The sequence below is a fragment of the Pseudomonas sp. NFR09 genome (assembly GCF_900111535.1).
GTDB lineage: Bacteria > Pseudomonadota > Gammaproteobacteria > Pseudomonadales > Pseudomonadaceae > Aquipseudomonas > Aquipseudomonas extremorientalis.
In genome coordinates this window covers 40,446-64,464 of record NZ_FOIH01000008.1, presented here as the reverse complement: position 1 = coordinate 64,464, position 24,019 = coordinate 40,446, and the positions used below count along the sequence as shown (strand labels likewise).

23 protein-coding genes and 1 pseudogene are annotated in these 24,019 nt (G+C 62.1%); 9 read left to right on the top strand and 15 right to left on the bottom strand.

Annotation, left to right across the window (positions count from 1 at the left end; translation table 11 throughout):
* Nucleotide 1: 1 nt before the first annotated feature.
* The 6 genes from BMX59_RS18370 to ctlX form a co-directional block, all read right to left on the bottom strand.
* Nucleotides 2-832, bottom strand: a complete 831-nt coding sequence (locus tag BMX59_RS18370) for an ABC transporter ATP-binding protein (RefSeq protein WP_256572979.1) — start codon at nucleotides 830-832, stop codon at nucleotides 2-4.
* Nucleotides 833-835: 3 nt separating this feature from the next.
* Nucleotides 836-1,549, bottom strand: a complete 714-nt coding sequence (locus BMX59_RS18365) for an ABC transporter permease (RefSeq protein WP_065903984.1) — start codon at nucleotides 1,547-1,549, stop codon at nucleotides 836-838.
* Complete coding sequence (locus BMX59_RS18360; protein WP_071492097.1) at nucleotides 1,546-2,247, bottom strand: ABC transporter permease; 702 nt, start codon at nucleotides 2,245-2,247, stop codon at nucleotides 1,546-1,548. The genes BMX59_RS18365 and BMX59_RS18360 overlap by 4 nt, the downstream gene beginning before the upstream one ends.
* Nucleotides 2,248-2,414: 167 nt before the next feature.
* Complete coding sequence (locus BMX59_RS18355) at nucleotides 2,415-3,194, bottom strand: ABC transporter substrate-binding protein (protein ID WP_092244644.1); 780 nt, start codon at nucleotides 3,192-3,194, stop codon at nucleotides 2,415-2,417.
* 226 nt (nucleotides 3,195-3,420) lie between these two features.
* A complete protein-coding gene (locus tag BMX59_RS18350) occupies nucleotides 3,421-4,467 on the bottom strand; it encodes an ornithine cyclodeaminase (protein ID WP_092244647.1) in 1,047 nt (348 codons plus the stop codon).
* An 11-nt stretch (nucleotides 4,468-4,478) separates the two neighbouring features.
* Nucleotides 4,479-5,405, bottom strand: coding sequence for a citrulline utilization hydrolase CtlX (ctlX, locus tag BMX59_RS18345; RefSeq protein ID WP_092244650.1), 927 nt, complete (start codon nucleotides 5,403-5,405; stop codon nucleotides 4,479-4,481).
* Between the two features lie 285 nt (nucleotides 5,406-5,690).
* On the opposite strand from ctlX, the gene BMX59_RS18340 reads away from it, so the two are divergent.
* Complete coding sequence (locus tag BMX59_RS18340) at nucleotides 5,691-6,581, top strand: GNAT family acetyltransferase (protein WP_093124327.1); 891 nt, start codon at nucleotides 5,691-5,693, stop codon at nucleotides 6,579-6,581.
* A gap of 35 nt (nucleotides 6,582-6,616) precedes the next feature.
* Here the strand turns inward: BMX59_RS18340 and BMX59_RS18335 are convergent, their stop codons facing one another.
* From BMX59_RS18335 to BMX59_RS18315, 5 genes are all read right to left on the bottom strand, one after another.
* On the bottom strand, nucleotides 6,617-7,636 hold the full coding sequence (locus BMX59_RS18335; protein WP_093124323.1) for a branched-chain amino acid aminotransferase: 1,020 nt from the start codon (nucleotides 7,634-7,636) through the stop codon (nucleotides 6,617-6,619).
* A 184-nt stretch (nucleotides 7,637-7,820) separates the two neighbouring features.
* The gene (gene lpdA / locus BMX59_RS18330) at nucleotides 7,821-9,200 is read right to left on the bottom strand and encodes a dihydrolipoyl dehydrogenase (protein ID WP_093124319.1); all 1,380 of its coding nucleotides are present in this window, start codon (nucleotides 9,198-9,200) and stop codon (nucleotides 7,821-7,823) included.
* A gap of 3 nt (nucleotides 9,201-9,203) precedes the next feature.
* Nucleotides 9,204-10,463, bottom strand: a complete 1,260-nt coding sequence (locus BMX59_RS18325) for a dihydrolipoamide acetyltransferase family protein (RefSeq protein ID WP_093124315.1) — start codon at nucleotides 10,461-10,463, stop codon at nucleotides 9,204-9,206.
* Nucleotides 10,464-11,525, bottom strand: a complete 1,062-nt coding sequence (locus BMX59_RS18320; protein WP_093124311.1) for an alpha-ketoacid dehydrogenase subunit beta — start codon at nucleotides 11,523-11,525, stop codon at nucleotides 10,464-10,466. It lies immediately after the preceding gene.
* Nucleotide 11,526: 1 nt separating this feature from the next.
* Nucleotides 11,527-12,762, bottom strand: coding sequence for a 3-methyl-2-oxobutanoate dehydrogenase (2-methylpropanoyl-transferring) subunit alpha (locus BMX59_RS18315; protein ID WP_093124307.1), 1,236 nt, complete (start codon nucleotides 12,760-12,762; stop codon nucleotides 11,527-11,529).
* Nucleotides 12,763-12,957: 195 nt separating this feature from the next.
* Between BMX59_RS18315 and bkdR the strand changes: the two genes are divergently transcribed.
* Nucleotides 12,958-13,446, top strand: a complete 489-nt coding sequence (gene bkdR / locus BMX59_RS18310; protein ID WP_092244668.1) for a Bkd operon transcriptional regulator BkdR — start codon at nucleotides 12,958-12,960, stop codon at nucleotides 13,444-13,446.
* Between the two features lie 123 nt (nucleotides 13,447-13,569).
* On the opposite strand, the gene BMX59_RS18305 is transcribed toward bkdR, so the two are convergent.
* Nucleotides 13,570-14,433, bottom strand: coding sequence for an MBL fold metallo-hydrolase (locus tag BMX59_RS18305; RefSeq protein ID WP_093124302.1), 864 nt, complete (start codon nucleotides 14,431-14,433; stop codon nucleotides 13,570-13,572).
* A gap of 94 nt (nucleotides 14,434-14,527) precedes the next feature.
* Between BMX59_RS18305 and BMX59_RS18300 the strand changes: the two genes are divergently transcribed.
* The 6 genes and pseudogenes from BMX59_RS18300 (at nucleotide 14,528) to BMX59_RS18275 (ending at nucleotide 20,776) form a co-directional block, all read left to right on the top strand.
* Nucleotides 14,528-14,863 carry an ArsR/SmtB family transcription factor gene (locus BMX59_RS18300; protein WP_005789341.1) on the top strand — a complete coding sequence of 112 codons (336 nt, stop codon included), beginning with the start codon at nucleotides 14,528-14,530 and terminating at the stop codon, nucleotides 14,861-14,863.
* Nucleotides 14,864-14,913: 50 nt separating this feature from the next.
* Complete coding sequence (locus BMX59_RS18295; protein ID WP_093124298.1) at nucleotides 14,914-16,158, top strand: NAD(P)/FAD-dependent oxidoreductase; 1,245 nt, start codon at nucleotides 14,914-14,916, stop codon at nucleotides 16,156-16,158.
* Complete coding sequence (locus BMX59_RS18290; RefSeq protein WP_092244676.1) at nucleotides 16,159-16,971, top strand: sulfite exporter TauE/SafE family protein; 813 nt, start codon at nucleotides 16,159-16,161, stop codon at nucleotides 16,969-16,971.
* 145 nt (nucleotides 16,972-17,116) lie between these two features.
* Nucleotides 17,117-17,446: pseudogene (locus BMX59_RS18285) on the top strand (porin); the annotation flags it as partial.
* Nucleotides 17,447-17,745: 299 nt separating this feature from the next.
* A complete protein-coding gene (gene nosP / locus BMX59_RS18280) occupies nucleotides 17,746-18,891 on the top strand; it encodes a nitric oxide-sensing protein NosP (protein ID WP_093124293.1) in 1,146 nt (381 codons plus the stop codon).
* The gene (locus tag BMX59_RS18275) at nucleotides 18,833-20,776 is read left to right on the top strand and encodes a PAS domain-containing hybrid sensor histidine kinase/response regulator (protein WP_175486689.1); all 1,944 of its coding nucleotides are present in this window, start codon (nucleotides 18,833-18,835) and stop codon (nucleotides 20,774-20,776) included. The genes nosP and BMX59_RS18275 overlap by 59 nt, the downstream gene beginning before the upstream one ends.
* Before the next feature lie 585 nt (nucleotides 20,777-21,361).
* Here BMX59_RS18275 and BMX59_RS18270 read toward each other — a convergent pair.
* Together BMX59_RS18270 and BMX59_RS18265 are read right to left on the bottom strand one after the other, a co-directional pair.
* Nucleotides 21,362-22,027, bottom strand: a complete 666-nt coding sequence (locus tag BMX59_RS18270) for a response regulator transcription factor (protein WP_058427587.1) — start codon at nucleotides 22,025-22,027, stop codon at nucleotides 21,362-21,364.
* 27 nt (nucleotides 22,028-22,054) lie between these two features.
* On the bottom strand, nucleotides 22,055-22,594 hold the full coding sequence (locus BMX59_RS18265) for a PQQ-dependent catabolism-associated CXXCW motif protein (RefSeq protein WP_093124287.1): 540 nt from the start codon (nucleotides 22,592-22,594) through the stop codon (nucleotides 22,055-22,057).
* Between the two features lie 152 nt (nucleotides 22,595-22,746).
* Between BMX59_RS18265 and BMX59_RS18260 the strand changes: the two genes are divergently transcribed.
* Nucleotides 22,747-23,373, top strand: coding sequence for a response regulator (locus tag BMX59_RS18260; RefSeq protein WP_071492078.1), 627 nt, complete (start codon nucleotides 22,747-22,749; stop codon nucleotides 23,371-23,373).
* On the opposite strand, the gene BMX59_RS18255 is transcribed toward BMX59_RS18260, so the two are convergent.
* Entirely contained in the window at nucleotides 23,370-24,017 is a 648-nt protein-coding gene (locus tag BMX59_RS18255; RefSeq protein WP_092244692.1) for a pentapeptide repeat-containing protein, read from the bottom strand. The two genes, BMX59_RS18260 and BMX59_RS18255, sit on opposite strands and share 4 nt — an antisense overlap.
* Nucleotides 24,018-24,019 lie beyond the last annotated feature (2 nt).

Here is a 24,019-nt window from a genome sequence, read left to right as displayed (position 1 = left end):
TTCACTTCAAACGGTTGGAAAGAAATTGCTGCAGGCGCTCACTGCTGGGGTGGTCGAGGATCCTCGCGTCGCCTTGTTCCTCAACCTTGCCCTGGTGCAAGAACAGCACTTGGCTGGACACCTGGCGGGCAAAGCCCATTTCGTGGGTGACCATCAGCATGGTACGACCTTCCTCGGCCAACGTCTGTATGACTTTGAGGACTTCTCCTACAAGTTCTGGGTCGAGCGCGGAAGTCGGCTCATCGAACAGGATGATCTCCGGCTCCATCGCCAAGGCCCGGGCAATCGCCACGCGCTGCTGCTGGCCGCCGGACAGGAACGCCGGGTACTGATCCGCCACGCGGCCCGGCAGGCCGACCTTGTCCAGGTACAGGCGTGCGCGCTTTTCCGCCTCGGCGGCGCTCACGCCCAGCACCCTGCGCGGGGCCATGGTGATGTTTTCCAGCACGGTCATGTGGCTCCACAGGTTGAAGTGCTGGAACACCATGGCCAGGCGTGTACGAAGGTTCTGCAGTTGGGCCTGGTGCGGCGCGCGGGTGCCGGCGCGGCCTTGCTGCATTTCGATGCTGATGCCGTCCAGGGTGATCACCCCGGCGTCCGGCTGTTCGAGGAAGTTGATGCAGCGCAGCATCGTGCTTTTGCCGGAGCCGCTGGCGCCGATCAGGCTGATCACATCGCCATTGCGCGCATTCAGCGATACGCCCTTGAGCACTTCGTGTTCGCCGTAGCGTTTGTGGATGCCTTCGACTTGCAGCTTGATAGCGGCGGTGGCGGGTGTGGCAACGGGTTCGTCAACGGGATAAGTGGCCAGGGCCTGCGCGGACTGATTCATGGGTTAGCCTCGGGTAGGAACAAGAAAACGCATCCAGCGACGTTCGGCCAGTCGGAACAGGCCCACCAGTGCAAAGGACAGCAGCATGTAGAGCAGGGCGGCGATGCCGAAGGCCTGGAACGTCAGGAACGTCTCGGCATTGGCGTCGCGGGCCACCTTGAGGATGTCGGCGACGGTGGCGGTAAACGCCAGGGAGGTTGCGTGCAGCATCAGGATCATTTCATTGCTGTAGGCCGGCAATGCGCGGCGCAAGGCCGCCGGCACCACCACAAACAGGTTCAGCCGCCAGCCATGCAAACCATAGGCGCGGGCCGCTTCGATTTCGCCGTGGGGAATATTGCGGATCGCCCCGGCGAAGATTTCCACGGTGTAGGCGCAGGTGTTGAGCACGAAGGCCAGCAGGGTGCAGTTCAGCGCGTTGCGGAAAAACTGGTTGAGCAGGGCGTTGTCCTGCACCACTTCCAGGCTGTACAGCCCGGTGTAGCAAATCAGCAGTTGGATATACAGCGGCGTCCCGCGGAACAGGTAGGTGTAGACCTCTACCGGCCAGCGCAGCCAGAAGTGCTCGGAAACCCTTGCCAGTGCCAGTGGAATCGACAGCACGAAGCCGAACACCACCGAGATGATGAACAGCCACAGGGTCATGGCCACGCCGGACAGCCCCGCGCCATCGCTGAACAGGTAGGCCAGGCCGTATTGCTGGAACAGTTCGATCATCGCGCCATCCCCTTGATGCCGAGGTTGTAGCGCCGTTCGAGGCGCTTGAAGATGCGGTTGGATAGGGTAGTGATCACCAGGTACACCAGGCCGGCGAGGATCAGGAAGTACAGCGGCTCGTTGGTGGTCTTGCCGGCGTTCTGCGCGGCCTTGACCAGGTCCGACAGGCCGATGATCGACACCAGCGCCGTGGACTTGAGCAACACCAGCCAGTTATTGCCCAGGCCCGGCAGGGCAAAGCGCATCAGCTGCGGGAACAGCACCAGGTGAAAACGCTGCCAGCGGCTCAGCCCATAGGCGGTCGCCGCTTCCAGTTGGCCGACCGGCACGCTGAGGATCGCGCCCCGGAAGTTCTCGGTGAAATATGCGCCGTAGATGAAGCCCAGGGTGACGACGCCTGCGGTAAATGGGTCGATTTCAAAGTAGCCCCAGCCGAACATTTCGCTCAGGTCGTTTAGCCACAGTTGCAGGCTGTAGAAAATCAGCAGGATCAGCACCAGGTCCGGCACGCTGCGGATCAGCGTGGTGTAGAGCGTGGCCGGTACCCGCAGCCATTTGGCGCTGGAGAGCTTGGCGCCGGCGGCGATCAGGCCAAGGGCGAGGCTCAGGGCCAGGGCGAGGAAGGACAGCTTGAGCGTCATCCACGCACCCTGGGCGAGCATCGGGCCGTAGCCCTGCAAGTTGAGGAATTCATTCATGGAAATGATCTCGATGGAGCACAGAGATTGACTGTGGACGCTGCCTTTTGTGGGAGGGGGCTTGCCCCCGATAGAGGTGTATCAGTGCCAAATCAGTTGACTGACCCACCGCTATCGGGGGCAAGCCCCCTCCCACACAAGCAAGTTTCCACAGCGAGGTCAGAGCATCACTCGTGGTAGATATCCTGATCACCGAAGTACTTCTTCTGGATCTGCGCGTAAGTGCCATCCGCCTGCACGGCAGCGATACCCTTGTTGATCAGCGTGCGCAGTTCCTGGTCGTTCTTGCGCAGGCCCATGGCGATGTCCAGGGGCAGGGTCGGGTCCTTGAAGGCCGGGCCGGTCTTGAAGTCGGCACCTTCGGGCTTGGACAGGAAGTTGAGCTGGGCTTCGAGCTTGTCGGTCAGGGTCGCGTCGAGGCGGCCGTTCTGCAGGTCGGCGTAGTTCTGGTCCTGGGACTGGTACGCCTTGATCTGCGCCCCAAGCCTGGCCAGGTGCGCACGGGCATAGGCCTCCTGCAACGAACCTTGCAGTACGCCAACCTGCTTGCCCTTGAGGGATTGCGGGGTGTCGCCGAAGTCAGCGCTCTTGCGGGTGATCACCGAGGTCGGGCTGAGGAACAGCCGGTCACTGAAGTCGATGATTTTTTCACGGGCGGGGGTGACGGCCATGGACGACATGATCGCGTCGAACTTGCGCGCACGCAGGGCCGGGATCATGCCGTCGAATTCGTTGTGGACCCAGGTGCATTTCACTTCGAGCTTGGCGCAGATCGCGTTGCCCAACTCGATATCGAAGCCTTGCAGGCTGCCGTCGGCGGCCACCGATTCGAAGGGTGGGTATTCGGGGAATACGCCGAAGCGGATTTCTTTCCAGTCCTGGGCGTGGGCGGCGCTTGCGCAGAGTGGCAACAGCAGCGCGGCGAAGAGTGATCGCAATGGAGTCATGTGCAGGTCCCTATATTTTGTAATTGATGTCAGGGCAGTGAATAACTGGGAGCAGAGAATGCTTCATGATGGTGCGTTTTTTGTGTCGTTTACCCCGTGCATAAAGCGCGAATTGCGCTGTTAAAACCGGCAATGCAGCGGAATCGGCTGTGACACCCGCTGAATCGGCTTTTCATCCCTGAAAAACCGGCCTGCCATCGACGCAAAGCAGCAGGCCAGAGCGGTCTCAGGCACGCCTTTTCTGCTGTACGCCGGGCTGCCGGGCCAGGCGTGCGAACAGGTCTTTGGGATCGGCCAGGTCCGGCACCAGTTCAAGTGTGCTGCCCACATCCAGCGCTTTTGCGACGTCCATTACGTAGCGCAGTGCCGAGTAGTCTTCGATGGCGAAACCCACCGAGTCGAACAGCGTGACCTGGCGCGCATTCTCGCGGCCTGGCTGCTGGCCGTTGATCACTTGCCACAGCTCGGTCACCGGCGAATCTTCCGGCATGTGCTGGATTTCACCTTCGATACGGCTTTGTGGTTCGTACTCGACGATCACGCGGGCGCGCTCGACGATACGTCGGTCCAGTTCGGTCTTGCCTGGGCAGTCGCCGCCGACGGCGTTGAGGTGCATGCCGGGCTCGATCATGTCGTCGGTGAGGATGGTGGCGTAGGCCTTGTCGGCGGTGACGGTGGTGACGATGTCGGCGCCTTTGACGGCCTCGGCCACGCTGCCGGCCAGGATCACTTTGATTGCCGGGAAGGCCTTGAGGTTGGCCGCCAGCTTGGCGGTGGCCTTGGCGTCGATATCGAACAGGCGGATTTCATTGATGCCGAGCATGGCGTGGAAGGCCAGGGCCTGGAATTCGCTCTGCGAGCCGTTGCCGATCAGCGCCATGCTGCGGCTGTTCTCGCGGGCCAGGTAGCGGGCGACCAGCGCCGAGGTGGCGGCGGTGCGGATCGCGGTGGTCAGGGTCATTTCCGCCAGCAGCACCGGCAGGCCGGTATCGACATCGCCCAGCGCACCGAAGGCCATCACGGTGAGCATGCCGGCCAGGGTGTTTTTCGGGTGGCCGTTGACGTACTTGAACGCATACAGCGACGCGTCGGACACCGGCATCAGCTCGATCACGCCGTCCGGCGAGTGGTTGGCCAGGCGCGCGCATTTCTCGAAATCCTGCCAGCGCAGGTAGTCGGCGCGAATGTACTCGGCCATCTCGGTGATGCAGGTGGGCAGGCCTTTTTGCGAGACCAGGTAGCAGAGATCGTTGACGTCGATATAGCGGGTCATGGAAAGACTCCTTATTGAAATGAGGGACGGGCGGGCAGGTGCACTTCCGCCAGCATGCAGCGGGCACTGCCGCCGCCGATGCGTTCGATGTTGTCGATGTTCACCACCACCGGCCGTGTGTGGCGTTCTATGTGTTGGCGCTGGGTCGGTTGCAGGGCGCCCCAGGCGCTGGCCGACATCACCAGCAGCGGCTGGCCGTCGCGGTCGTGGACTTCGAGCATGTTGCCGGCGAAGGCTTCCAACTGGTCGAAGTCGAGGGCGACGATGTCCTTGCCAGTGTCGCGCAGGGAGCGCTCCAGGGCCTGGCGCTCATCGGCAATCGGCAGGGCTTGCAGGCACACCACCGAGAGGTCGCGGCCGACGCTCATCATCACGTTGCTGTGGTAGATCGGCGCGTGGTGGCGGTCGACCGCATGGAACACGCAGAGCTGGTAGTCGAGGCGTTCGGCGAACTGGCGCAGGGCGTCGTGGTGAGTGCGCCCGGAGTGGCAGGCGTAGCTGATGCGGTGCTGGCGGTCGAGCACCATGCTGCCGGTGCCTTCGAGGAAGATGTTCTGTTGTTCGAGGTGGCTGAGGTCGATGGTGTCCTTGACCGTAAATCGCTGTTCCAACACTTGCAGCACGCCTTTGTCGCGTTCCAGTCGTCGGTTCTGGCCTTCCATCGGGTACAGCACCAGGCTGCCGTCGGCGTGGCTGCTCCACCAGTTGTTGGGGAAGATCGAGTCGGGGGTGTGCGGCGCCGGGGTGTCCTGCACCACCAGAACCTCCACGCCATGATTGCGCAGGGTGGTGACATAGCCGTCGAACTCCTCCAGCGCTTTCTGCTGTGCGTGGAGCGGGTCGAGGGGCGGGCGTTGGAAACGGTTGTTGATCGCGGTGTCCGGGTTGAAGGCAAAGCGCGCCGGGCGAATCATCAAGACGGTGTTGGTGGTTTGCATGGGGGCACGACATCCATGGGGTGAGCAGTGGGTGTATTTTGTGGGTTGTGCGGGATGAATCCCGGCTGAAACCGAGGGGTGGGTCAGCCGGGAAAGCTGAAAAGTGGGGTAGGGCAGCCGAATCGGCTGCCGGAGTGAAATGCACGCAACCTGTGGGAGGGGGCTTGCCCGCGACAGCGGTGGGTCAGCCAGAAAATCTATATCTGAAAGCATGCTATCGGGGGCAAGCCCCCTCCCACATGGGTAGAGTGGTGTTTGTTGCAGCTGTGTCAGCCAGGAGGAATTATGTCTACCGTCGTTCGTTTAGCCCAAGCCACCGATGCCGAGGGCATCAGCCAGGTCATCCTGGCCGCCCTGCACAGCAGCAATGCGCGGGACTATCCGGCGCATGTGATTGCGCGGGTTGCCGCTAACTTCACGCCGGAGGCGGTGCTGGAACTGCTCAAGCGTCGCGTGGTGCTGGTAGCGATTCAGGATCGGGTGATCGTCGCCACCGCAGCGCTGGATGCGAATGTGGTGCGCTCGGTATTTGTCAACCCGGCGCTGCAAGGGCAGGGCATTGGGCGATTGTTGATGATCGAGATTGAGCTACGCGCCCGCGAAGCCGGGGTGACGGTGCTGAGCGTGCCGTCATCGCTGACCGCCGAGCCGTTCTACACCAAATTGGGGTTTCACACCGTGCGCGACGTTTATCACGGCAGCGAACGTACGTTGGTGATGGAAAAGGCCCTGCTGTCCCGGCATCCCATCGGTCCGTATCGCGACCGTCAGCACCGGGCGCAGGTGGTAGCGTTATGGCAGGAGGCATTCGGCTACGAAACGGCGCACAACCTGCCCGCCCTGGCGATTGATAAGAAGCTGGCGGTCGACGATGGGCTGTTCTTTGTCGCGACGGACAAAAAAACGGTGATCGGGACCATTCTGGCCGGGTACGACGGGCACCGTGGCTGGCTGTATTCAGTGGCGGTGCATGGGGACTATCGGCGGCAGGGTTTGGGGTCGTCGCTGGTGCGGCATGCGGAACAGATATTGACGGCGCTGGGCTGCATGAAGATCAACCTGCAGATCACCAGTGGTAATGAGGGGGTCGTCGGGTTCTACGAGGCATTGGGGTATGGGGTGGAACCCAGGATCAGCATGGGCAAGAAGCTAGTGGTGAATATCCCCGAACAATGAAAAAACCCGCCAGATGGCGGGTTTTTCCAGGTAACTCAGACCTTGACGATCCAGCCTTGCGGCGCTTCGACGTCACCGGTCTGCACACCGGTCAGCTCTTTGTAGAGCTTCTGGGTGATCGGGCCGACTTCGGTCTCGCTGTGGAACACGTGCAGCTTGCCGTTGTACTGGATGCCGCCGATCGGCGAGATCACCGCCGCCGTACCGCAGGCGCCGGCTTCCTTGAACTGGTCCAGTTTGTCGATGAACACTTCGCCCTCGATCACGTCCAGGCCCAGGCGGGTCTTGGCCAGTTCGATCAGCGACAGGCGGGTGATGCCTGGCAGTACCGAAGGCGACTTCGGCGTGATGAACTTATTGTCGTGGGTGATCCCGAAGAAGTTGGCCGAGCCGACTTCTTCGATTTTCGAATGGGTCATCGGGTCCAGGTAGATCGCGTCGGCAAAACCGGCTTTCTTCGCTTCGGAACCCGGCATCAGGCTGGCGGCGTAGTTGCCACCGACCTTGGCGGCACCGGTGCCTTGTGGGGCGGCGCGGTCGAAGGTGGAAATCTGGAAGTTGTGCGGCACCAGGCCGCCCTTGAAGTAGGCGCCGACCGGGATGCAGAACACCGAGAAGACGAACTCCGGCGCGGTGCGCACGCCGATGTTGTCACCGGTGCCGATCACGAACGGGCGCAGGTACAGCGCGCCGCCACTGCCATACGGCGGGATGAAGCGCTCGTTGGCCGCGACCACTTGCTTGCAGGCATCGATGAAGTCTTCGGTCGACACGTGCGGCATCAGCAGGCGTGCACAGCTGCGCTGCATGCGGGCGGCATTCTGGTCCGGGCGGAACAGGTTGATCGAACCGTCCTTGCAACGATAGGCCTTGAGGCCTTCGAAGCACTGCTGGCCGTAGTGCAGGGCGGTGGAGCCCTCGCTGATGTGCAGCACGTTGTCGTCGGTCAGGGTGCCTTCTTGCCATTCGCCGTTTTTCCAGACCTGGAGAAACCGCTTGTCGGTCTTGATGTAGTCAAAACCCAGCTTGTCCCAATTGATGCTTTCGTTACCCATGACACCCTCTATCGTTGGTCAAGTCGGTTTTTTTCTGGATGGGCGCAACAATACTGCATTCTTGGCTTGTGTGGGAGCCACTGGGTGTGACCGATCCACCGCTATCGGGGGCAAGCCCCCTCCCACATTTGGAATGCATTCCCCTTGTGGGAGGGGGCTTGCCCCCGATGGCCTCACCGCGTTTTTACAGATGCAGTGCGTGCCCCAACGCCCGCAGCGCGGCTTCCTGCACCGCTTCGCCGAGGGTCGGATGCGCATGGATGGTGCCCGCCACGTCTTCCAGGCGCGAACCCATTTCCAGGCTCAGGCCAAAGGCGGTGGACAGTTCCGAGACGCCCACCCCCACGGCTTGCCAGCCGACGATCAGGTGGTTGTCACGGCGTGCCACCACCCGCACGAAGCCGGTCTTGGACTCCAGGGTCATGGCCCGGCCATTGGCCGCGAACGGGAAGCTCGACACGATGCAGTCAAGGCCAGCGGCCTTGGCTTCGTCGGGCGTCTTGCCGACCACCACCAGTTCCGGGTCGGTAAAGCACACCGCCGGAATGGCCGCCGGGTTGAATTCGCGATGCTTACCGCTGATCAGTTCGGCGACCATCTCGCCCTGGGCCATGGCCCGGTGTGCCAGCATCGGCTCGCCGCTCAGGTCGCCAATGGCATACACGTTGCGCATGCTGGTCTGGCAGCGATTGTCGATCCTGATCGCCGCGCCGTTCATGTCCAGGTTCAGCGCTTCGAGGTTCCAGCCCTGGGTGTTGGGTTTGCGACCGACGGCAACCAGCACCTGATCAGTGGCCAACGACAAGGTGTCGCCGTTCGGGTCGCGCACTTGCAGGCTGCCATCGGCAAAACCGGTAACACTGTGCTTGAGGTAAAGCTTCACGCCCAGTTGCCTGAGGGATTCGTTCACCGGCTGCGTCAGCTCGGCATCATAGGCCGGCAGGATGCGATCCTGTGCTTCGACCACACTCACGTCGGCGCCGAGCTTGCGGTAAGCGATGCCCAGTTCCAAACCGATGTAACCGCCGCCCACCACGATCAGGCGCTTGGGCACGCTTTTCGGTGCAAGGGCTTCGGTCGAGGAGATGATCGGCCCGCCAATCGGCAGCATTGGCAGGTTGACGCTTTTCGAGCCGGTGGCCAGCAGCAAGTGTTCGCACTGGATGCGCTGGTCGCCGACGTCGACGGTCTTGCCGTCCACCACCTTGGCCCAGCCGTGGATCACTTGCACCTTGTGCTTTTTCAGCAGCGCCGCGACGCCAGTGGTCAGGCGATCGACAATGCCATCTTTCCATTCCACGCTCTTGCGGATGTCCAGGGTCGGCACATCCACTTCGATGCCCAGTTGTGAGCCCTGGCTGTGGTGCACGGTTTGCTGGAATTGCTCGGCCACATGGATAAGGGCCTTGGATGGGATGCAGCCGATATTCAGGCACGTGCCGCCCAGCGCCTGACCCTCCACCAGGGTGGTCGGGATACCCAGTTGGCCGGCACGGATCGCCGCCACATAACCGCCAGGGCCGCCACCGATAATCAGCAGGGTGGTATTCAATGTCTGCGTCATGCCTTACTCCAGGAACAGGCTGGCGGGTTGTTCGAGCAGGCCGCGAATGGCCTGGATGAATTGCGCCGCGTCCATGCCATCGACCACGCGGTGATCGAAGGAGCTGGAGAGGTTCATCATCTTGCGCACCACGATCTGGCCCTTGATCACCATCGGCCGCTCGACAATGCGATTGACGCCGACGATGGCCACTTCCGGCAGGTTCAGCACCGGCGTGCTGACAATGCCGCCCAGCGCGCCCAGGCTGGTCAGGGTAATCGTCGAACCCGATAGCTCATCGCGGCTGGCCTTTCCGTTGCGCGCCGCCGTGGCCAAGCGTGCGATTTCCTCGGCATTGCCCCACAGGCTGCGGGCTTCGGCGTGGCGCACCACCGGCACCATCAGGCCGACATCGCTCTGGGTGGCGACGCCCACATGCACCGCGCCGAGGCGGGTGATGACCTGGGCTTCGTCGTCGTAACGCGCATTGATCTGCGGGAAGTCGCGCAACGCCACGACCATGGCGCGCACGATGAACGGCAGCAGGGTGAGCTTGCCGCGTGTGGCGCCGTGTTTCTCATTGAGGTGCACGCGCAACTCGTCGAGGGCGGTAACATCGATTTCTTCAACATAGCTGAAATGCGCGGCGCGCCGGGTGGCGTCCTGCATGCGCTGGGCGATCTTGCGGCGCATGCCGATCACCGGGATCTGTTCCTCGGTGTTGCGTTCGGCATAAGGGTTGGCCGTTGCCGAAGACTTTGCCGCGCCTTGTTGCAGGTAGGCGTCGAGATCTTCGTGCAGAATCCGCCCGGCGGGGCCCGTGCCCTGCACCAGGCGCAGTTGAATCCCGGCGTCCAGGGCGTGTTTGCGCACGGCGGGGGAGGCCAATGGGCGCTCGTCGGCGGCACGTGCCACGGGGGCCTGGGCCGCGACAACCGGTGCTGGCTTGCTTTCAACCACGACCGGTGCAGGCTTGGCTTCCATCACCGGTACGGCCTTCGGCGCCTCTTTGACGACCGGCGCATCCTTGGCGTTGCCCACGCCTTCCACTTCAATGCTGATCAGAATACTGCCCACCGCCATGACCTCACCCGGCTCGCCGCCGAGGGAGATCACCTTGCCGTGCACCGGCGAGGGAATGTCCACCATCGCCTTGTCGGTCATTACGTCCGCCAGCACCTGGTCTTCGACCACCATGTCGCCGACCTTCACATGCCACACCGACAGTTCAACTTCCGCGATGCCTTCGCCAATGTCCGGCATCTTGATAACGTGCGTGCCCATTCAGACCTCCATGACCCGTTTCAACGCCGCACCCACGCGGGACGGCCCTGGGAAATACGCCCACTCCTGCGCGTGCGGGTAGGGGGTGTCCCAACCGGTAACGCGTTCGATCGGCGCTTCCAGGTGGTGGAAGCAATGCTCTTGTACCAGCGACACCAGCTCGGCACCAAAGCCGCAGGTGCGGGTGGCTTCGTGTACCACCACGCAACGGCCGGTCTTCTTCACCGATTTGACGATGGTTTCCAGGTCCAGCGGCCACAGGCTGCGCAGGTCGATGACTTCGGCGTCGATGCCGGTTTCTTCGGCGGCCACTTGCGACACATATACCGTGGTGCCGTAGGTCAGCACGGTGACGGCCGAACCCGGACGCACGATGGCGGCCACGTCCAGCGGCACGGTGTAGTAACCGTCCGGCACCTGGGCTTGCGGGTGTTTCGACCACGGCGTTACCGGGCGGTCGTGGTGGCCGTCGAACGGGCCGTTGTACAGGCGCTTGGGCTCGAGGAAGATCACCGGGTCATCGTTTTCGATGGAGGCGATCAGCAGGCCCTTGGCGTCATAGGGGTTGGACGGCATCACCGTGCGCAGGCCGCAGACCTGGGTGAACACCGCTTCGATACTCTGGCTGTGGGTCTGGCCGCCGTAGATACCGCCGCCGCAGGGCATGCGCATGGTCAGCGGCGCAGTGAACTGGCCGGCCGAGCGATAACGCAGGCGCGCCGCTTCCGAGATGATCTGGTCGGTGGCGGGGTAGACGTAGTCGGCGAACTGGATTTCGGCCACCGGGCGCAGGCCATAGGCGCCCATGCCCACGGCCACGCCGATAATGCCGCTTTCCGAGATCGGCGCGTCAAACACCCGCGAGCTGCCGTACTTGGTCTGCAAGCCTTCGGTGCAACGGAACACGCCGCCGAAATAGCCCACGTCCTGGCCAAACACCACCACGTTATCGTCTCGTTCGAGCATCACATCCATGGCCGAGCGCAAGGCCTGGATCATGGTCATGGTGGTGGTGGTGGTCATGGCGGTTTCCACTTCAATGCTGTTGTTGTGATCGTTCATGTCAGACCCCCAACTCTTGACGCTGGCGCTTCAAGTGCTCCGGCATCTCTTTATAGACGTCCTCGAACATGGTCGCGGCGCTTGGAATCTGGCCACCGGCCAGGGTGCCGTACTGTTCGGCCTGCTTTTGCGCGGCAATCACTTCGGCTTCAAGTTCGGCACTGACCGCCGCGTGTTCCTCTTCGGACCACTGGCCAATCCTGATCAGATGCTGCTTGAGACGGGCAATCGGGTCGCCCAGGGGGAAGTGGCTCCAGTCGTCGGCGGGGCGGTATTTGGAAGGATCATCCGAGGTGGAGTGCGGACCGGCGCGGTAGGTCACCCACTCGATCAGCGTGGGCCCCAGGTTGCGGCGCGCGCGCTCGGCAGCCCAGGCCGAAGCGGCGTACACCGCGATGAAGTCGTTGCCGTCCACCCGCAGGGAGGCGATGCCGCAACCGACGCCGCGTCCGGCGAAGGTCGTTGCTTCACCACCGGCAATCGCCTGGAAGGTGGAGATGGCCCACTGGTTGTTGACTACATTGAGGATCACCGGCGCACGGTACACGTGGGCGAAGGTGAGGGCGGTGTGGAAGTCGGATTCGGCGGTGGCGCCGTCGCCGATCCAGGCGGAGGCGATCTTGGTATCGCCCTTGATCGCCGAGGCCATGCCCCAGCCCACGCCTTGTACGAACTGGGTAGCGAGATTGCCGGAAATGGTGAAGAAGCCGGCGTCTTTCACCGAGTACATGATCGGCAACTGGCGGCCCTTGAGCGGGTCGCGTTCGTTGGACAGCAACTGGCAGATCAGGTCCACCAGTGGCACTTCACGGGCCATCAGGATGCTTTGCTGGCGGTAGGTGGGGAAGCACATGTCGTCGATGTTCAAGGCCAGGGTCTGGGCGCTGCCGATGGCTTCTTCGCCAAGGCTCTGCATGTAGAACGACATTTTTTTCTGACGCTGGGCGACCACCATGCGGTTGTCGAAGATCCGCGTCTTGAGCATGGCGCGCATGCCTTTGCGCAGAATCTCCACCGGGACGCCTTCGGCCCACGGACCGAGGGCCTGGCCTTGGTCGTCGAGCACGCGGATCAGGCCCTTGGCCAGGTCGGCGGTGTCGGCGGGTTCTACGTCGATGGCGGGTTTGCGCACGGTGCCTGCGTCGGTCAGGCGCAGGTACGTGAAGTCGGTCTTGCAGCCTGGACGGCCCGAGGGTTCAGGGACGTGCAGACGCAGTGGTTCATACTGCTGGGTCATGGCTTTCTACGCTCTATCTTGTGAATTTCTTGTAGTGGGCGCGCTAGCTGACAGTCAGTCCCCGGGTAGGGGAAATCTTGTCCTACAACAATCATAGGCGTGGCGTAGAAGAATATTTATCTCTGTTTCGTTGCGCCCGCGGTCATTTGCGGATAAAAAACCTGCATAAACATAATAAACAGGTGAATTTGTCTCATGCGCAAACTGGACCGTACCGATATCGGCATTCTCAACGCTCTGCAGGAGAATGCACGGATCACCAACGCCGACCTGGCCCGCTCGGTCAACCTGTCGCCCACGCCGTGTTTCAACCGGGTGAAGGCGATGGAAGAACTGGGCCTGATTCGCGACCAGGTCACGCTGCTGGACGCCGACCTGCTGGGGCTGCACGTCAATGTGTTCATTCACGTGAGCCTGGAAAAGCAGAATGAGTTGGCGTTGCAGCAGTTCGAAGGGGCAATTGCGGACCGTCCGGAAGTGATGGAGTGCTACCTGATGGCCGGCGACCCGGACTACCTCATCCGCGTGCTGGTACCGACGATCCAGTCGCTGGAGCGTTTCATGATGGACTTTCTGACCAAGGTGCCGGGGGTGGCGAACATCCGCTCAAGCTTTGCGCTCAAGCAGGTGCGCTATAAAACCGCACTGCCGCTGCCGGCCAATGGCATCAGTCTGGGTGCCTGATAAAAGTGGGAGGGTGCTTGCCCCCGATAGCGGTGGATCAGCTACACATGATGTGTCTGACATACTGCAATCGGGGGCAAGCACCCTCCCACATTTGATCCCATTACAGATCAGAGACCATTTTCAGAGTTGGTTGACGGGGATTTTCAGGTAGGTCACGCCGTTATCTTCCGCCGGCGGCATATTCCCCGCCCGCACATTCACCTGGATCGCCGGCAGCAGCAGCGTCGGCATCCCCAGCCCGGCGTCGCGTCGGGTGCGCATCTCGACAAACGCCGCTTCATCCACCCCGTCATGCACATGGATATTGCCTGCGCGCTGCTCGGCCACTGTGGTCCGGCACTTAGCCTCTCGGCCTTCCGGCGGGTAGTCATGGCACACGTACAGTTCGGTTTCCAAAGGAAAGGCCAGCAACTTGCGCATCGATGCATACAACTGCCGCGCATCCCCGCCGGGGAAATCACAGCGGGCGGTACCGACATCCGGCATGAACAGCGTGTCGCCCACCAGGATCAATCGGCCGTCGATCAGGTAGGCCATGTCCGCCGGTGTATGCCCTGGCACATGCAGCGCCTGGGCCTTGATATTGCCGATATGAAACACCTCATCCGGCGCAAACAGGTGGTCGAACTGCGAGCCATCTACACGAAATTCCGGCTCCAGGTTGAACAGGTGCTTGAATACGCCCTGGACTTTGCTGATGGCCTGGCCAATCGCGATCTTGCCGCCCAAGGTGCGGCGCAGGTAGGGCGCCGCCGACAGGTGGTCGGCGTGGGCGTGGGTTTCCAGCAGCCACTGCACCTGCAAGCCGTGCTCGCGCACGAAGGCGATGACGTTATCGGCCTGGGCGGTGTCGGTGCGCCCCGAGGCCGGATCGTAGTTGAGCACTGAGTCGACAATGGCGCACGGGCCGCCGTCGGTTTCATAGACGACGTAGGTGTAGGTCGACGATGCCTCGTCCAGAAAGGCTTGAATCAACGCTGGCATGGCGAACGTCCCCGATGGAGAAAAAAGTAGTTACAATCAGTTTACGTTTTCACATAATGTTTCGAGCTTAAGTGACACAAAGGACCCGAGGCAAATGGAATCTACTCTGAGTGAAGGCGAAGTTGCCCAGTTGCGCGCATCGGCGTCCAAGGCCTGCTCCTTGCTCAAGGCCCTGGCCAATGAGGATCGCTTGCTCATCCTGTGCCAGCTGACCCAGGGCGAGCGCAATGTCGGCGAGCTGGAAGCCCTGACCGGCGTGCGCCAGCCCACGCTGTCACAACAGTTGGGCATCCTGCGTGACGAAGGGTTGGTGGCCACCCGTCGGGAAGGCAAATACATTTTCTACGGGCTGGCCAGCCATGAAGTGATTCAAGTGATGAAGACCCTGTCCGGGCTGTACTGCGGCGCGGTCATAAAAAGCTGGGCGTGACGCCATCCGGCAGCGACCCTTGTGTGCATGTATTACAAAGGCGATAGACCATGACCGACCAACACTGGGGCCCTACCATCAGTGGCGATATCGTAGTCATCGGCGGCGGCTCGGCGGGCATCGGCCTGCTGGCCAGCCTGCTCAAGCGCGATCCCCACCTGCATATCACCCTGATCGAACCGAGCGACCACCACTGCTACCAGCCCGCCTGGACCCTGGTCGGCGGCGGTGCCTACGACGTGAAGAAAACCCGCCGCCCACTGGCCGACGTCCTGCCCAATGGCGTCACCTGGGTACAGGCCGCCGTCACCGAACTGCTGCCCGATGAGCAGACCCTGGTGCTCGACAGCGGTCAGCGCGTCACCTGGAACAACCTGATCGTCTGCCCCGGCCTGCGCCTGGCCTGGGAAAAGGTCGAGGGGCTGCAAGACACCCTGGGCAAACATGGCGTCACATCCAACTACAGTTACCAGCACGCTGCTTACACCTGGCAGTTGGTGCAGCAACTCAAGGGCGGCAAGGCGATCTTCACCCAGCCGGCCATGCCGATCAAATGCGCGGGTGCGCCGCAGAAAGCCATGTACCTGTCCTGCGATCACTGGCTCAAACAGGGCACGCTGAACAATATCGACGTCGAATTCAACCTGGCCGGCGCCGCACTGTTCGGGGTGGCGACCTTTGTGCCGCCGCTGATGAAGTACGTGGAAAAATACAACGCCCGCCTGGCGTTCAATGCCAACCTGGTGAAAGTCGATGGCCCTGCGCGCAAGGCCTGGTTCGAGGTGAAGGACCCCGAGGGTAACGTCCGCGTCGAGGATAAAACCTTCGACCTGCTGCACGTGGTGCCACCGCAAGTGTCCCCGGATTTTATCCGCCAAAGCCCACTGGCCGACGCCGCCGGTTGGTGTGAGGTAAACCCCCATAGCCTGCAGCACCTGCGGTATCCGCATATCTTCGGCCTGGGCGACGTGTGCGGCACCACCAACGCCAAGACCGCCGCAGCGGTGCGCAAGCAAATCGTGGTGGTTGCCGAAAACCTGCTGGCCCTGCGCAAACAGGCGCCGTTGCCGCTCAAATATGACGGCTACGGTTCCTGCCCCTTGACGGTGGAGAAGGGCAAGGTGGTGCTGGCCGAGTTTGGCTATGGCGGCAAGCTGCTGCCGACCTTTCCCCTGGACCCGACCCGGGCGCGTCGTTCGATGTGGTTCCTCAAGGCGACCTTGCTGCCGTGGTTCTACTGGAACGGCATGCTCAAGGGCCGCGAATGGCTGACCCGCCTGAGCAAGGTGGACTGAATGCTGCTCGCCAGTGTGTTGGGATTGTTGATGGGCCTGGTCATGGGCCTGACCGGCGCCGGTGGCGGCATTCTCGGGGTGCCGGCGCTGGTGCTGGGCCTGGGTTTGAGCATGACCCAGGCGGCTCCGGTGTCACTGCTCGCCGTGGGCGCGGCGGCTGCGGTGGGGGCGGTCGATGGTTTGCGCCATGGCTTGGTGCGCTACCGCGCGGCGTTGCTGATCGCCTTGCTTGGCGCGCTGTTTTCGCCGGTGGGGGTGTATCTCGCCCACCAATTGCCTGAAGCCCTGTTGATGGGGCTGTTCAGCGCATTGATGGTGCTGGTGGCCTGGCGCATGTTGCAGCGGGAAAAACGCGAGGCAGGGCCGAGTGACCACGGCACCGCCTCCTGGGGCCAGAAGAACTGCATGCTCGACCAGCACACCGGGCGCCTGGCCTGGACTGCCAAATGCAGCGCGACCCTGGCCGCTCTCGGCGCAGTGACCGGTGCGGTGTCCGGCCTGCTTGGTGTCGGCGGTGGCTTCCTGATCGTGCCGGCATTCAAGCAACTCACCGACGTGCAGATGCGCGGCATCGTCGCCACCTCCCTGATGGTGATCAGCCTGCTGTCGTTGATCGGCGTGGCCGGCGCGTTGCATGCCGGTGTGCGCATCGAGCCGGTGGGTTGGGTGTTTATCGCCGCGAGTATCGTCGGCATGCTGGCCGGTCGGCGTCTGTGTTCGGTGATTCCTGCGCGTACCTTGCAAGTGGGGTTTGCCAGCCTGTGTGTCGTGGTGGCCGTGGGCATGTTGGTCAAGGCCGGTCTTACATCCTAAGTGCCGGGCCTGGACTAAACCGAACTTGCCGGGCACCCGCTGCCTCTCCAAAGCATCCGCAAATCAGGGCCAAGGCAGCGTATGCCATGGCCCACCGCCTTTTGATAATCGCCTCCGACATCAAGTCCCCGTTGCGGAGCGCACCATGCATAATAATAAGAACGTCCCCCTGCGTCTGTTACCTGTCTTTATCCTCGGCCTGGGCCTCAGCCCATTCGCCGACGCCGAAATCATGCTGTACGACAAGGACGAAACCACCTTCTCCACCGATGGCTACATCAACGCCTTCTACGTCAATAGTGACGTCGGCCGTGCCGGTGACCAATACGACCGCCGCCAGTCGCGTGTGAAGATGGGCTTCTTGCCCAACTACCTGGGCTTCAACATGACCAAGCAGGTGGACGACCTCAAGCTCGGCGACAACCTGAAGCTGGTGGCGGAGTACAACCAGTTCCAGATCGAGGCGCATGACACCCATGCCCAAAATGAAGACACCGATACCTTTGCCGTAGGTGCTGTCCTCACGTGGTAGTCATCTGAAATGCAATCAAAATGTGGGAGGGGGCTTGCCCCCGATAGCGGTGGATCAATCACTCATGCATCGACTGACACACTGCAATCGGGGGCAAGCCCCCTCCCACATTGGATCTCCATTGGCTTTTGAGAGAGTGGTCTTGAAAGCCTCATCCCATCGCATCCCCCACCCAGTACCCAAGTAGCATAGGCCCATGCCCAGGCCCTTCGTACACTGATGCTTCAGAGGGGGAGGCAACGATGCACAACAGTGAAGGCGTAGTCAGCGCCATGTCCCAGGCCACCGATGCCGGGCAGGCCGCCGAGGAATTGGCCCAGCAACTGCTGCACCCGTACCTGGGTTTTGTGCTGTTTTTCTGTTCCGCGTCCTACGACCTCCAGGCCCTTGGCCAGGCCCTGCAACAGTGCTTCGGCAAGGTACGGGTGGTCGGCTGCACCAGCGCCGGCGAAATCACGCCCCAAGGCTACGGCCGTAATTGCATCACCGCGATGGGCTTTAACCACGCGCACTTTTCCATCGCCACCGAGCTGATCGATCAGGTCGAGCACTTCAGCCTGATCGGTGCCCAGGACATGGTCGAACGTCTGGTCGGTGGCTGTCGCAGCAACACGCTGGCGCCGATCAAGGGCAACACGTTTGCGCTGACCCTGCTTGACGGCCTGTCCAGCCGCGAAGAAATGGTCCTCGCCGCCCTTAGCGCGGCCCTTGGGGATATCCCGCATTTCGGCGGCTCGGCCGGTGACGACAACTTCCTCACCCACACCCACGTGTACTTCAACGGCGTGTTCCACAGCGGCGCGGCGGTGGTGATGCTGGTCAACACCTGGCTGGATTTCGAGGTGTTCACCACCCACCATATCCTGCCGCGCACGGAAAAACTGGTGGTGACCGGCGCCGACAGCGCGTCACGCCGTGTGTTCGAACTCAACGCCGAGCCCGCCGCCGAAGAGTACGCGCGGCATATCGGTGTGGCGGTGGCCGACCTCGACCACCGCACGTTCGCCGCCCACCCGTTGGCGGTGCGTATCCACGACCAATACTACGTGCGCGCTATCCAGCAGGTGCATGAAGACCTCAGCCTGAGTTTCTACTGCGCGGTGGAAAACGGCATCGTGCTGACGGTGATGACGCCCGGCCCGCTGCTGCCGAACCTGCAGGCTCTGTTCGACGGCCTGCAAGCGCGCCTCGGCGACCTGTTGCTGACCATCGGCTGCGATTGCTTTTTGCGCCGCCTGGAGCTGGAGGACAACGGCACCCTCGAACAGCTCGGCGGTTACTTGCGGGACCAGCGGGTGATGGGTTTCAACACCTACGGAGAACAGTTCAATGGCATGCACATCAACCAGACCTTCACCGGGGTCGCCATTGCCCGAGGCCGGCGCTGACCTGCCCGCTCAGCTGGCCCGGCTGCAACAGGACAACCTCAAGCTGGCGCGGATCAATGTGGCGCTGATCGAGCGCATCGAGTCCGGCATGCCCCAGGGCAACAACCCCTACACCACCTTCCAGCATTCGGTGGTGCTGGCCGAGCAAGTGCGCGAGCGCACCGACGCGCTGAACCAGGCGATGGCCGAACTCAAGGCCAGCAACCACCTGCTGATCAACGCCCGCCTGCGTGCCGAAACGCTGCGTGGCGAACAGGCGGCGGCGCAGAAAGCCCAGGAGAGCGAGCGCTGGATCCGCCTGATCACCGACAACGTGCCGGCGCTGATCGGCTACCTGAATGCCGACCTGGTCTATGAGTTCACCAACAAGGTTTATGAAGAATGGTACTGCTGGCCGCGCGGCATGATGCTCGGCCAGAGCCTGCGCGAAGTGCACAGCGAGCAGCATTGCCAGCGCCTGGACGCCTACGTCGCCCGTGCCTTGGCGGGGGAGAGCGTGACCTTCGAGTTCGCCGAAACCAACATCAACCACCAGGAACGCTACATGCTGCGTTCCTATGTCCCGAATATGCTGGCCAGTGGCGAGGTGGTGGGGATCTTCGTGTTGATCCGCGATATCACCGAACGCCGCCGCACGGCCGAAGCCTTGCACCAGGCCTACCAGCATCTGGAACAGCGCGTGGCCCAGCGCACCTCGGAGCTTACGTCGCTCAATGACCAACTGCTCAAGGAAATCGACGAGCGCCGTCGCATGGAAACCCGTCTGCGCGAAGCCAAGCTCGAGGCCGAGCAGGCCAACCTGTCGAAAACCAAGTTTCTCGCCGCCGTCAGCCATGACCTGTTGCAACCGTTGAATGCGGCGCGGCTGTTCACCAGTGCCTTGCTGGAGCGTCCCAGCGAAGCCCTGGTGCGCAATGTGAGCAACTCCCTGGAAGACGTGGAAAACCTGCTGGGGACCCTGGTGGATATTTCCAAGCTGGATGCTGGCGTGATCAAGGCCGATATCGCGCCGTTCGCCTTGAGTGAGTTGCTCGACAACCTCGCCGCCGAGTACACCCAGCTGGCCCGCGCCGAAGGCCTGGCGCTGCACTTTGTCGGCTGCTCTGCGTTGGTGCGCAGCGACATCCAGTTGCTGGCGCGGATCCTGCGCAACCTGCTCAGCAATGCCATTCGCTACACCTACCAGGGGCGGGTGGTGCTGGGTTGCCGGCGTCAGCAGCAGCGCCTGTTGATCCAGGTGTGGGACAGCGGCATGGGGATTGCCCAAGAGCGCTTGGAGGAGATTTTCCAGGAGTTCAAACGCGGCGACGTGCAGCGACCGGACCAGGACCGCGGCCTGGGCCTGGGCCTGGCCATCGTGGAAAAGATCGCCGGGATACTCGGCCATCGCATCAGCGTCAGGTCCTGGCCGGGCAAAGGCTCGATGTTCTCGGTGGAGGTACCGTTGAGCGCCACGGCCCCCAAGTCGCTGCCTGCGCCTTCCATGAGCGAGCCGTTGCTCGAGCGCCTGCAAGGTGCCCGGGTGTGGGTGCTGGATAACGACGCGGCGATCTGCGCGGGTATGCGTACCTTGCTCGAAGGCTGGGGCTGCCGGGTGATCACGGCGCTGTCGGAACAGGACCTGGCGCGGCAGGTGGACAACTACCATGCCGAGGCGGACCTGTTGATTGCCGATTACCATCTGGACGACGACCAGAACGGCGTGGACGCCGTGGCCCGCATCAACGCCCGGCGCGGGAGCGCGGTGCCGGCGTTGATGATCACCGCCAACTACAGCAATGAATTGAAGCAGCAGATACGTGAGTTGGGGCATACCTTGATGCACAAGCCCGTTAGGCCCATGAAGCTGAAAACCGCCATGAGCCACCTGCTCAGCCGGCCCTGACAAAATGCAGATCAACTGTGGGAGGGGGCTTGCCCCCGATAGCGGTGCATCAATCAATGGATGTGCTGACTGACACTCTGCCATCGGGGGCAAGCCCCCTCCCACAGTTGATTTGTGGTGTGTCAAAGGGTCAGCGACGCAGGTACGAGCCGAGAATTGAAGCAGCAGATACGGGAGTTGGGGCATACCTTGATGCACAAGCCCGTCAGGCCCATGAAGCTGAAAATCGCCATGAGTCACCTGCTCAGCCGACCCTGACAAAATGCAGATCAAATGTGGGAGGGGACTTGCCCCCTCCCACAGTTGATTTGTGATGTGTCAAAGGGTCAGCGACGCAGGTACGAGCCGAGAATTGAAGCTGCAGATACGTGAGCTAGGGCATACGTTGATGCACAAACCCGTCAGGCCCATGAAGCTGAAAACCGCCATGAGCCACCTGCTCAGCCAGCCCTGACAAAAATGCAGATCAAATGTGGGAGGGGGCTTGCCCCCGATAGCGGTGCATCAATCAATGGATGTGCTGACTGACACTCTGCCATCGGGGGCAAGCCCCCTCCCACAGTTGATTTGTGGAGTGTCAGACCGTCAGCGGCGCAGGTACGAGCCGAAATCGATATCTCCGGCACTGAGTATCGCCTGCACCCGGTTATGCACATTCAACTTGCGCAAAATCGCCGACACATGGGCCTTCACCGTGGTCTCGGCAATCTCCAGCGTATAGGCAATCTGCTTGTTCGATTCGCCCTTGGTCATCCGCTCCAGCACCAGCAATTGTTTACGGGTCAGTGCCTGCAAGAGCTCCGGGGCAAACCCCGGGCTGTCATTCATCCGCCGCTGCCCGGTGTTTTTCTGGGTGCGGATGATGTCCGGCGGCAGGTACACATTGCCGTTGAGAATCTGCTGGATCGCCTCGGTCATTTGCAGGCGCGGTGATGACTTGGTGATAAAACCCACGGCGCCGTAGGTGATGGCCTGCAGCACGATCTGTTTGTCCTGCTCGGCCGAGACAATCACCACCGGGATGGTCGGCGACTCGTTGCGCAGGTTGATCAGGCCGTTGAGGCCGTGCATGCCGGGCATGTTCAGGTCCAGCAGGATCAGGTCGAGGTCGTCATGTTCCTGGGTCAGGGCGAGGGCGCTGTCCAGGTCGGCGGTTTCCATCACATCGCTGCCGGGGAAACCGTCGCTGATGACGTTGTGGATCGCCTCGCGAAACAGCGGGTGATCATCGGCGATCAGGATTTTGTACATGGCCGTTCACCTTCTTGTTGTGGTTTTTTATTCAAAGGGTTCGGGTGTCGCAGCCATCACTGGCAGGTTTGCCGCTTCCCATGCATCCAAACCATCGCGGTACCAATACACAGAGGTATAGCCCAGGTTGGCGGCCCGTTTTACCGCGTTCCAACTCAGCCAGCAATCGGCGCGGCAGTAGAACACCAGCGGGCGCGCCAGGTTGCCGCCCGTGTACTTGTAAAGGTGACGCACAAAGTAACCTTGCCACTCGGGCGTGAGGTCGCCGTCGCCGGTATTGGCCAGCCAGTGACTGCCGGGCAGGTTGGCGTGGGGCTGGTCTTCGATGAAACGACCCTGTAGCCACGGGCGGCGGTACACGTCGATCAATACCGGTGCGGGCATCTGGGCCAACAGCGTCTGCAGGGCCGGGGTGTCGACAATGACGGCCCCGGGCAGGTGTTCGGGCGTGGGGCTGCGGTACAGGCTGATGCGGTAGCCATCGGCGGAAAACAGTGGCGTGTCGGCCTGTACGTGCGTGATGAACAGGCACAACAGTGCCGCAAGTGGCAGTCTAGCGGGCAGCATGGCGGGTCCGGTCCTTATCGTTATGCCCCATTACACGCCAGTCCCGCTGCCTTGGGAATGCGACGATAGACAGCAAAACCAGTACCAAAGTAGTAGGTCCCATTGGTCCCCGGGGTTCTAGCATGGCCAGAGGTACTGCCATGGGAGGCACTATGAACATCCTGCTGGTCGATGATCACGCCGTGGTCCGCCTGGGTTACGCCAGCCTGTTGCGCAGCGGGCTGCCGGGTGTGGTGGTGCGCGAAGCCGCGAGTGGCGAGGACGCCTTGACGCGGGTGCACGAAGCGGTACCCAACCTGGTGATCATCGGCTTTGGCCTGCCGGGTATCAGCGGCCTGGAAACCACCCGCCGCCTGCGCCAGCGCCTGCCGCAATTGCGCGTGCTGTTTTTCAGCCAGCATGCCGAGTTGCCCCTGGTGCGCCAGGCGCTGGAGGCCGGTGCGTCCGGCTACCTGACCAAAAGCGCGTTGCCGGCGGTGATGCTGGATGCGGTCGAGCGCATTCTTGACGGCCACACCTATATTGAACAGGACCTGGCCACCCAGCTGGCTTATCACCCCACCGACCGGCGCCTGCAAAGCATGACCCAGCGTGAGCTGGAGATTTTCCTGATGCTCGCCAAGGGCACCCCGGCGCGCGCGATTGCCGCTCAGTTGAGTATCAGCAGCAAGACCGTGTCCAATCACCTGACCTTGCTCAAGAGTAAGTTGCAGGTGAGTTCCCATGCCGAGTTGGTGCATTTGGGTATCGACATGGGGGTGGTGCGGGTGGCGGGTTAACGATCCCAGGTGGTCGGGCAATCCTTGCAACCGTCCATATTCGCATCCTGGAAATTCGCATAGTGCTGGCGGCTGCCGGTGAGCGTGGCTTTTTCCAGGTTGCTTTCGCCGAACTTGGCTTCTTGCAGATTGGCGTCGCTGAGGTCGGCGCCTTGCAGATCGGCCTTGCTCAGCCAGGTCATCTCCAGGTCGGCCGCCCGCAGGTTGGCCTGGTGCAGCTTGGCCCCCGACAGCCGGGCAAATTGCAGGTAGGCGGCGCTGAGGTTGGCGTTTTCAAACTGCGCACCCTGGGCGAACAGCCCCCAGCCTTGCACGGCCATCAGCGTGGCGCCGGTGAAGTCGGCCAGGCGCAGGTTGGCTTGTTGCAGGCTGGCGCGGGTCAGGTTGGCGCCTTGCAGCTGGGCTTTTTCCAGGTTGGCCAGGTCGAGGTTGGCGTGGCGCAGATCGGCATCGCGCAGGTCGGCACCGGCCAGGTTCATTTTGCTCAAGTCCTGGTTGCTCAGGTCGGCGCCCTTGAGGTTGGCACCGGGGCATTGGCTGTGTGCGGCCAGGGTGCAGCCGTTGATGACCAGCGGCGCGTCGTCGCCCTCGTCGGCGTGAGCCAAGGGCAGGGATAGCAGGATTAAAAATGGCAGATATTTCATCG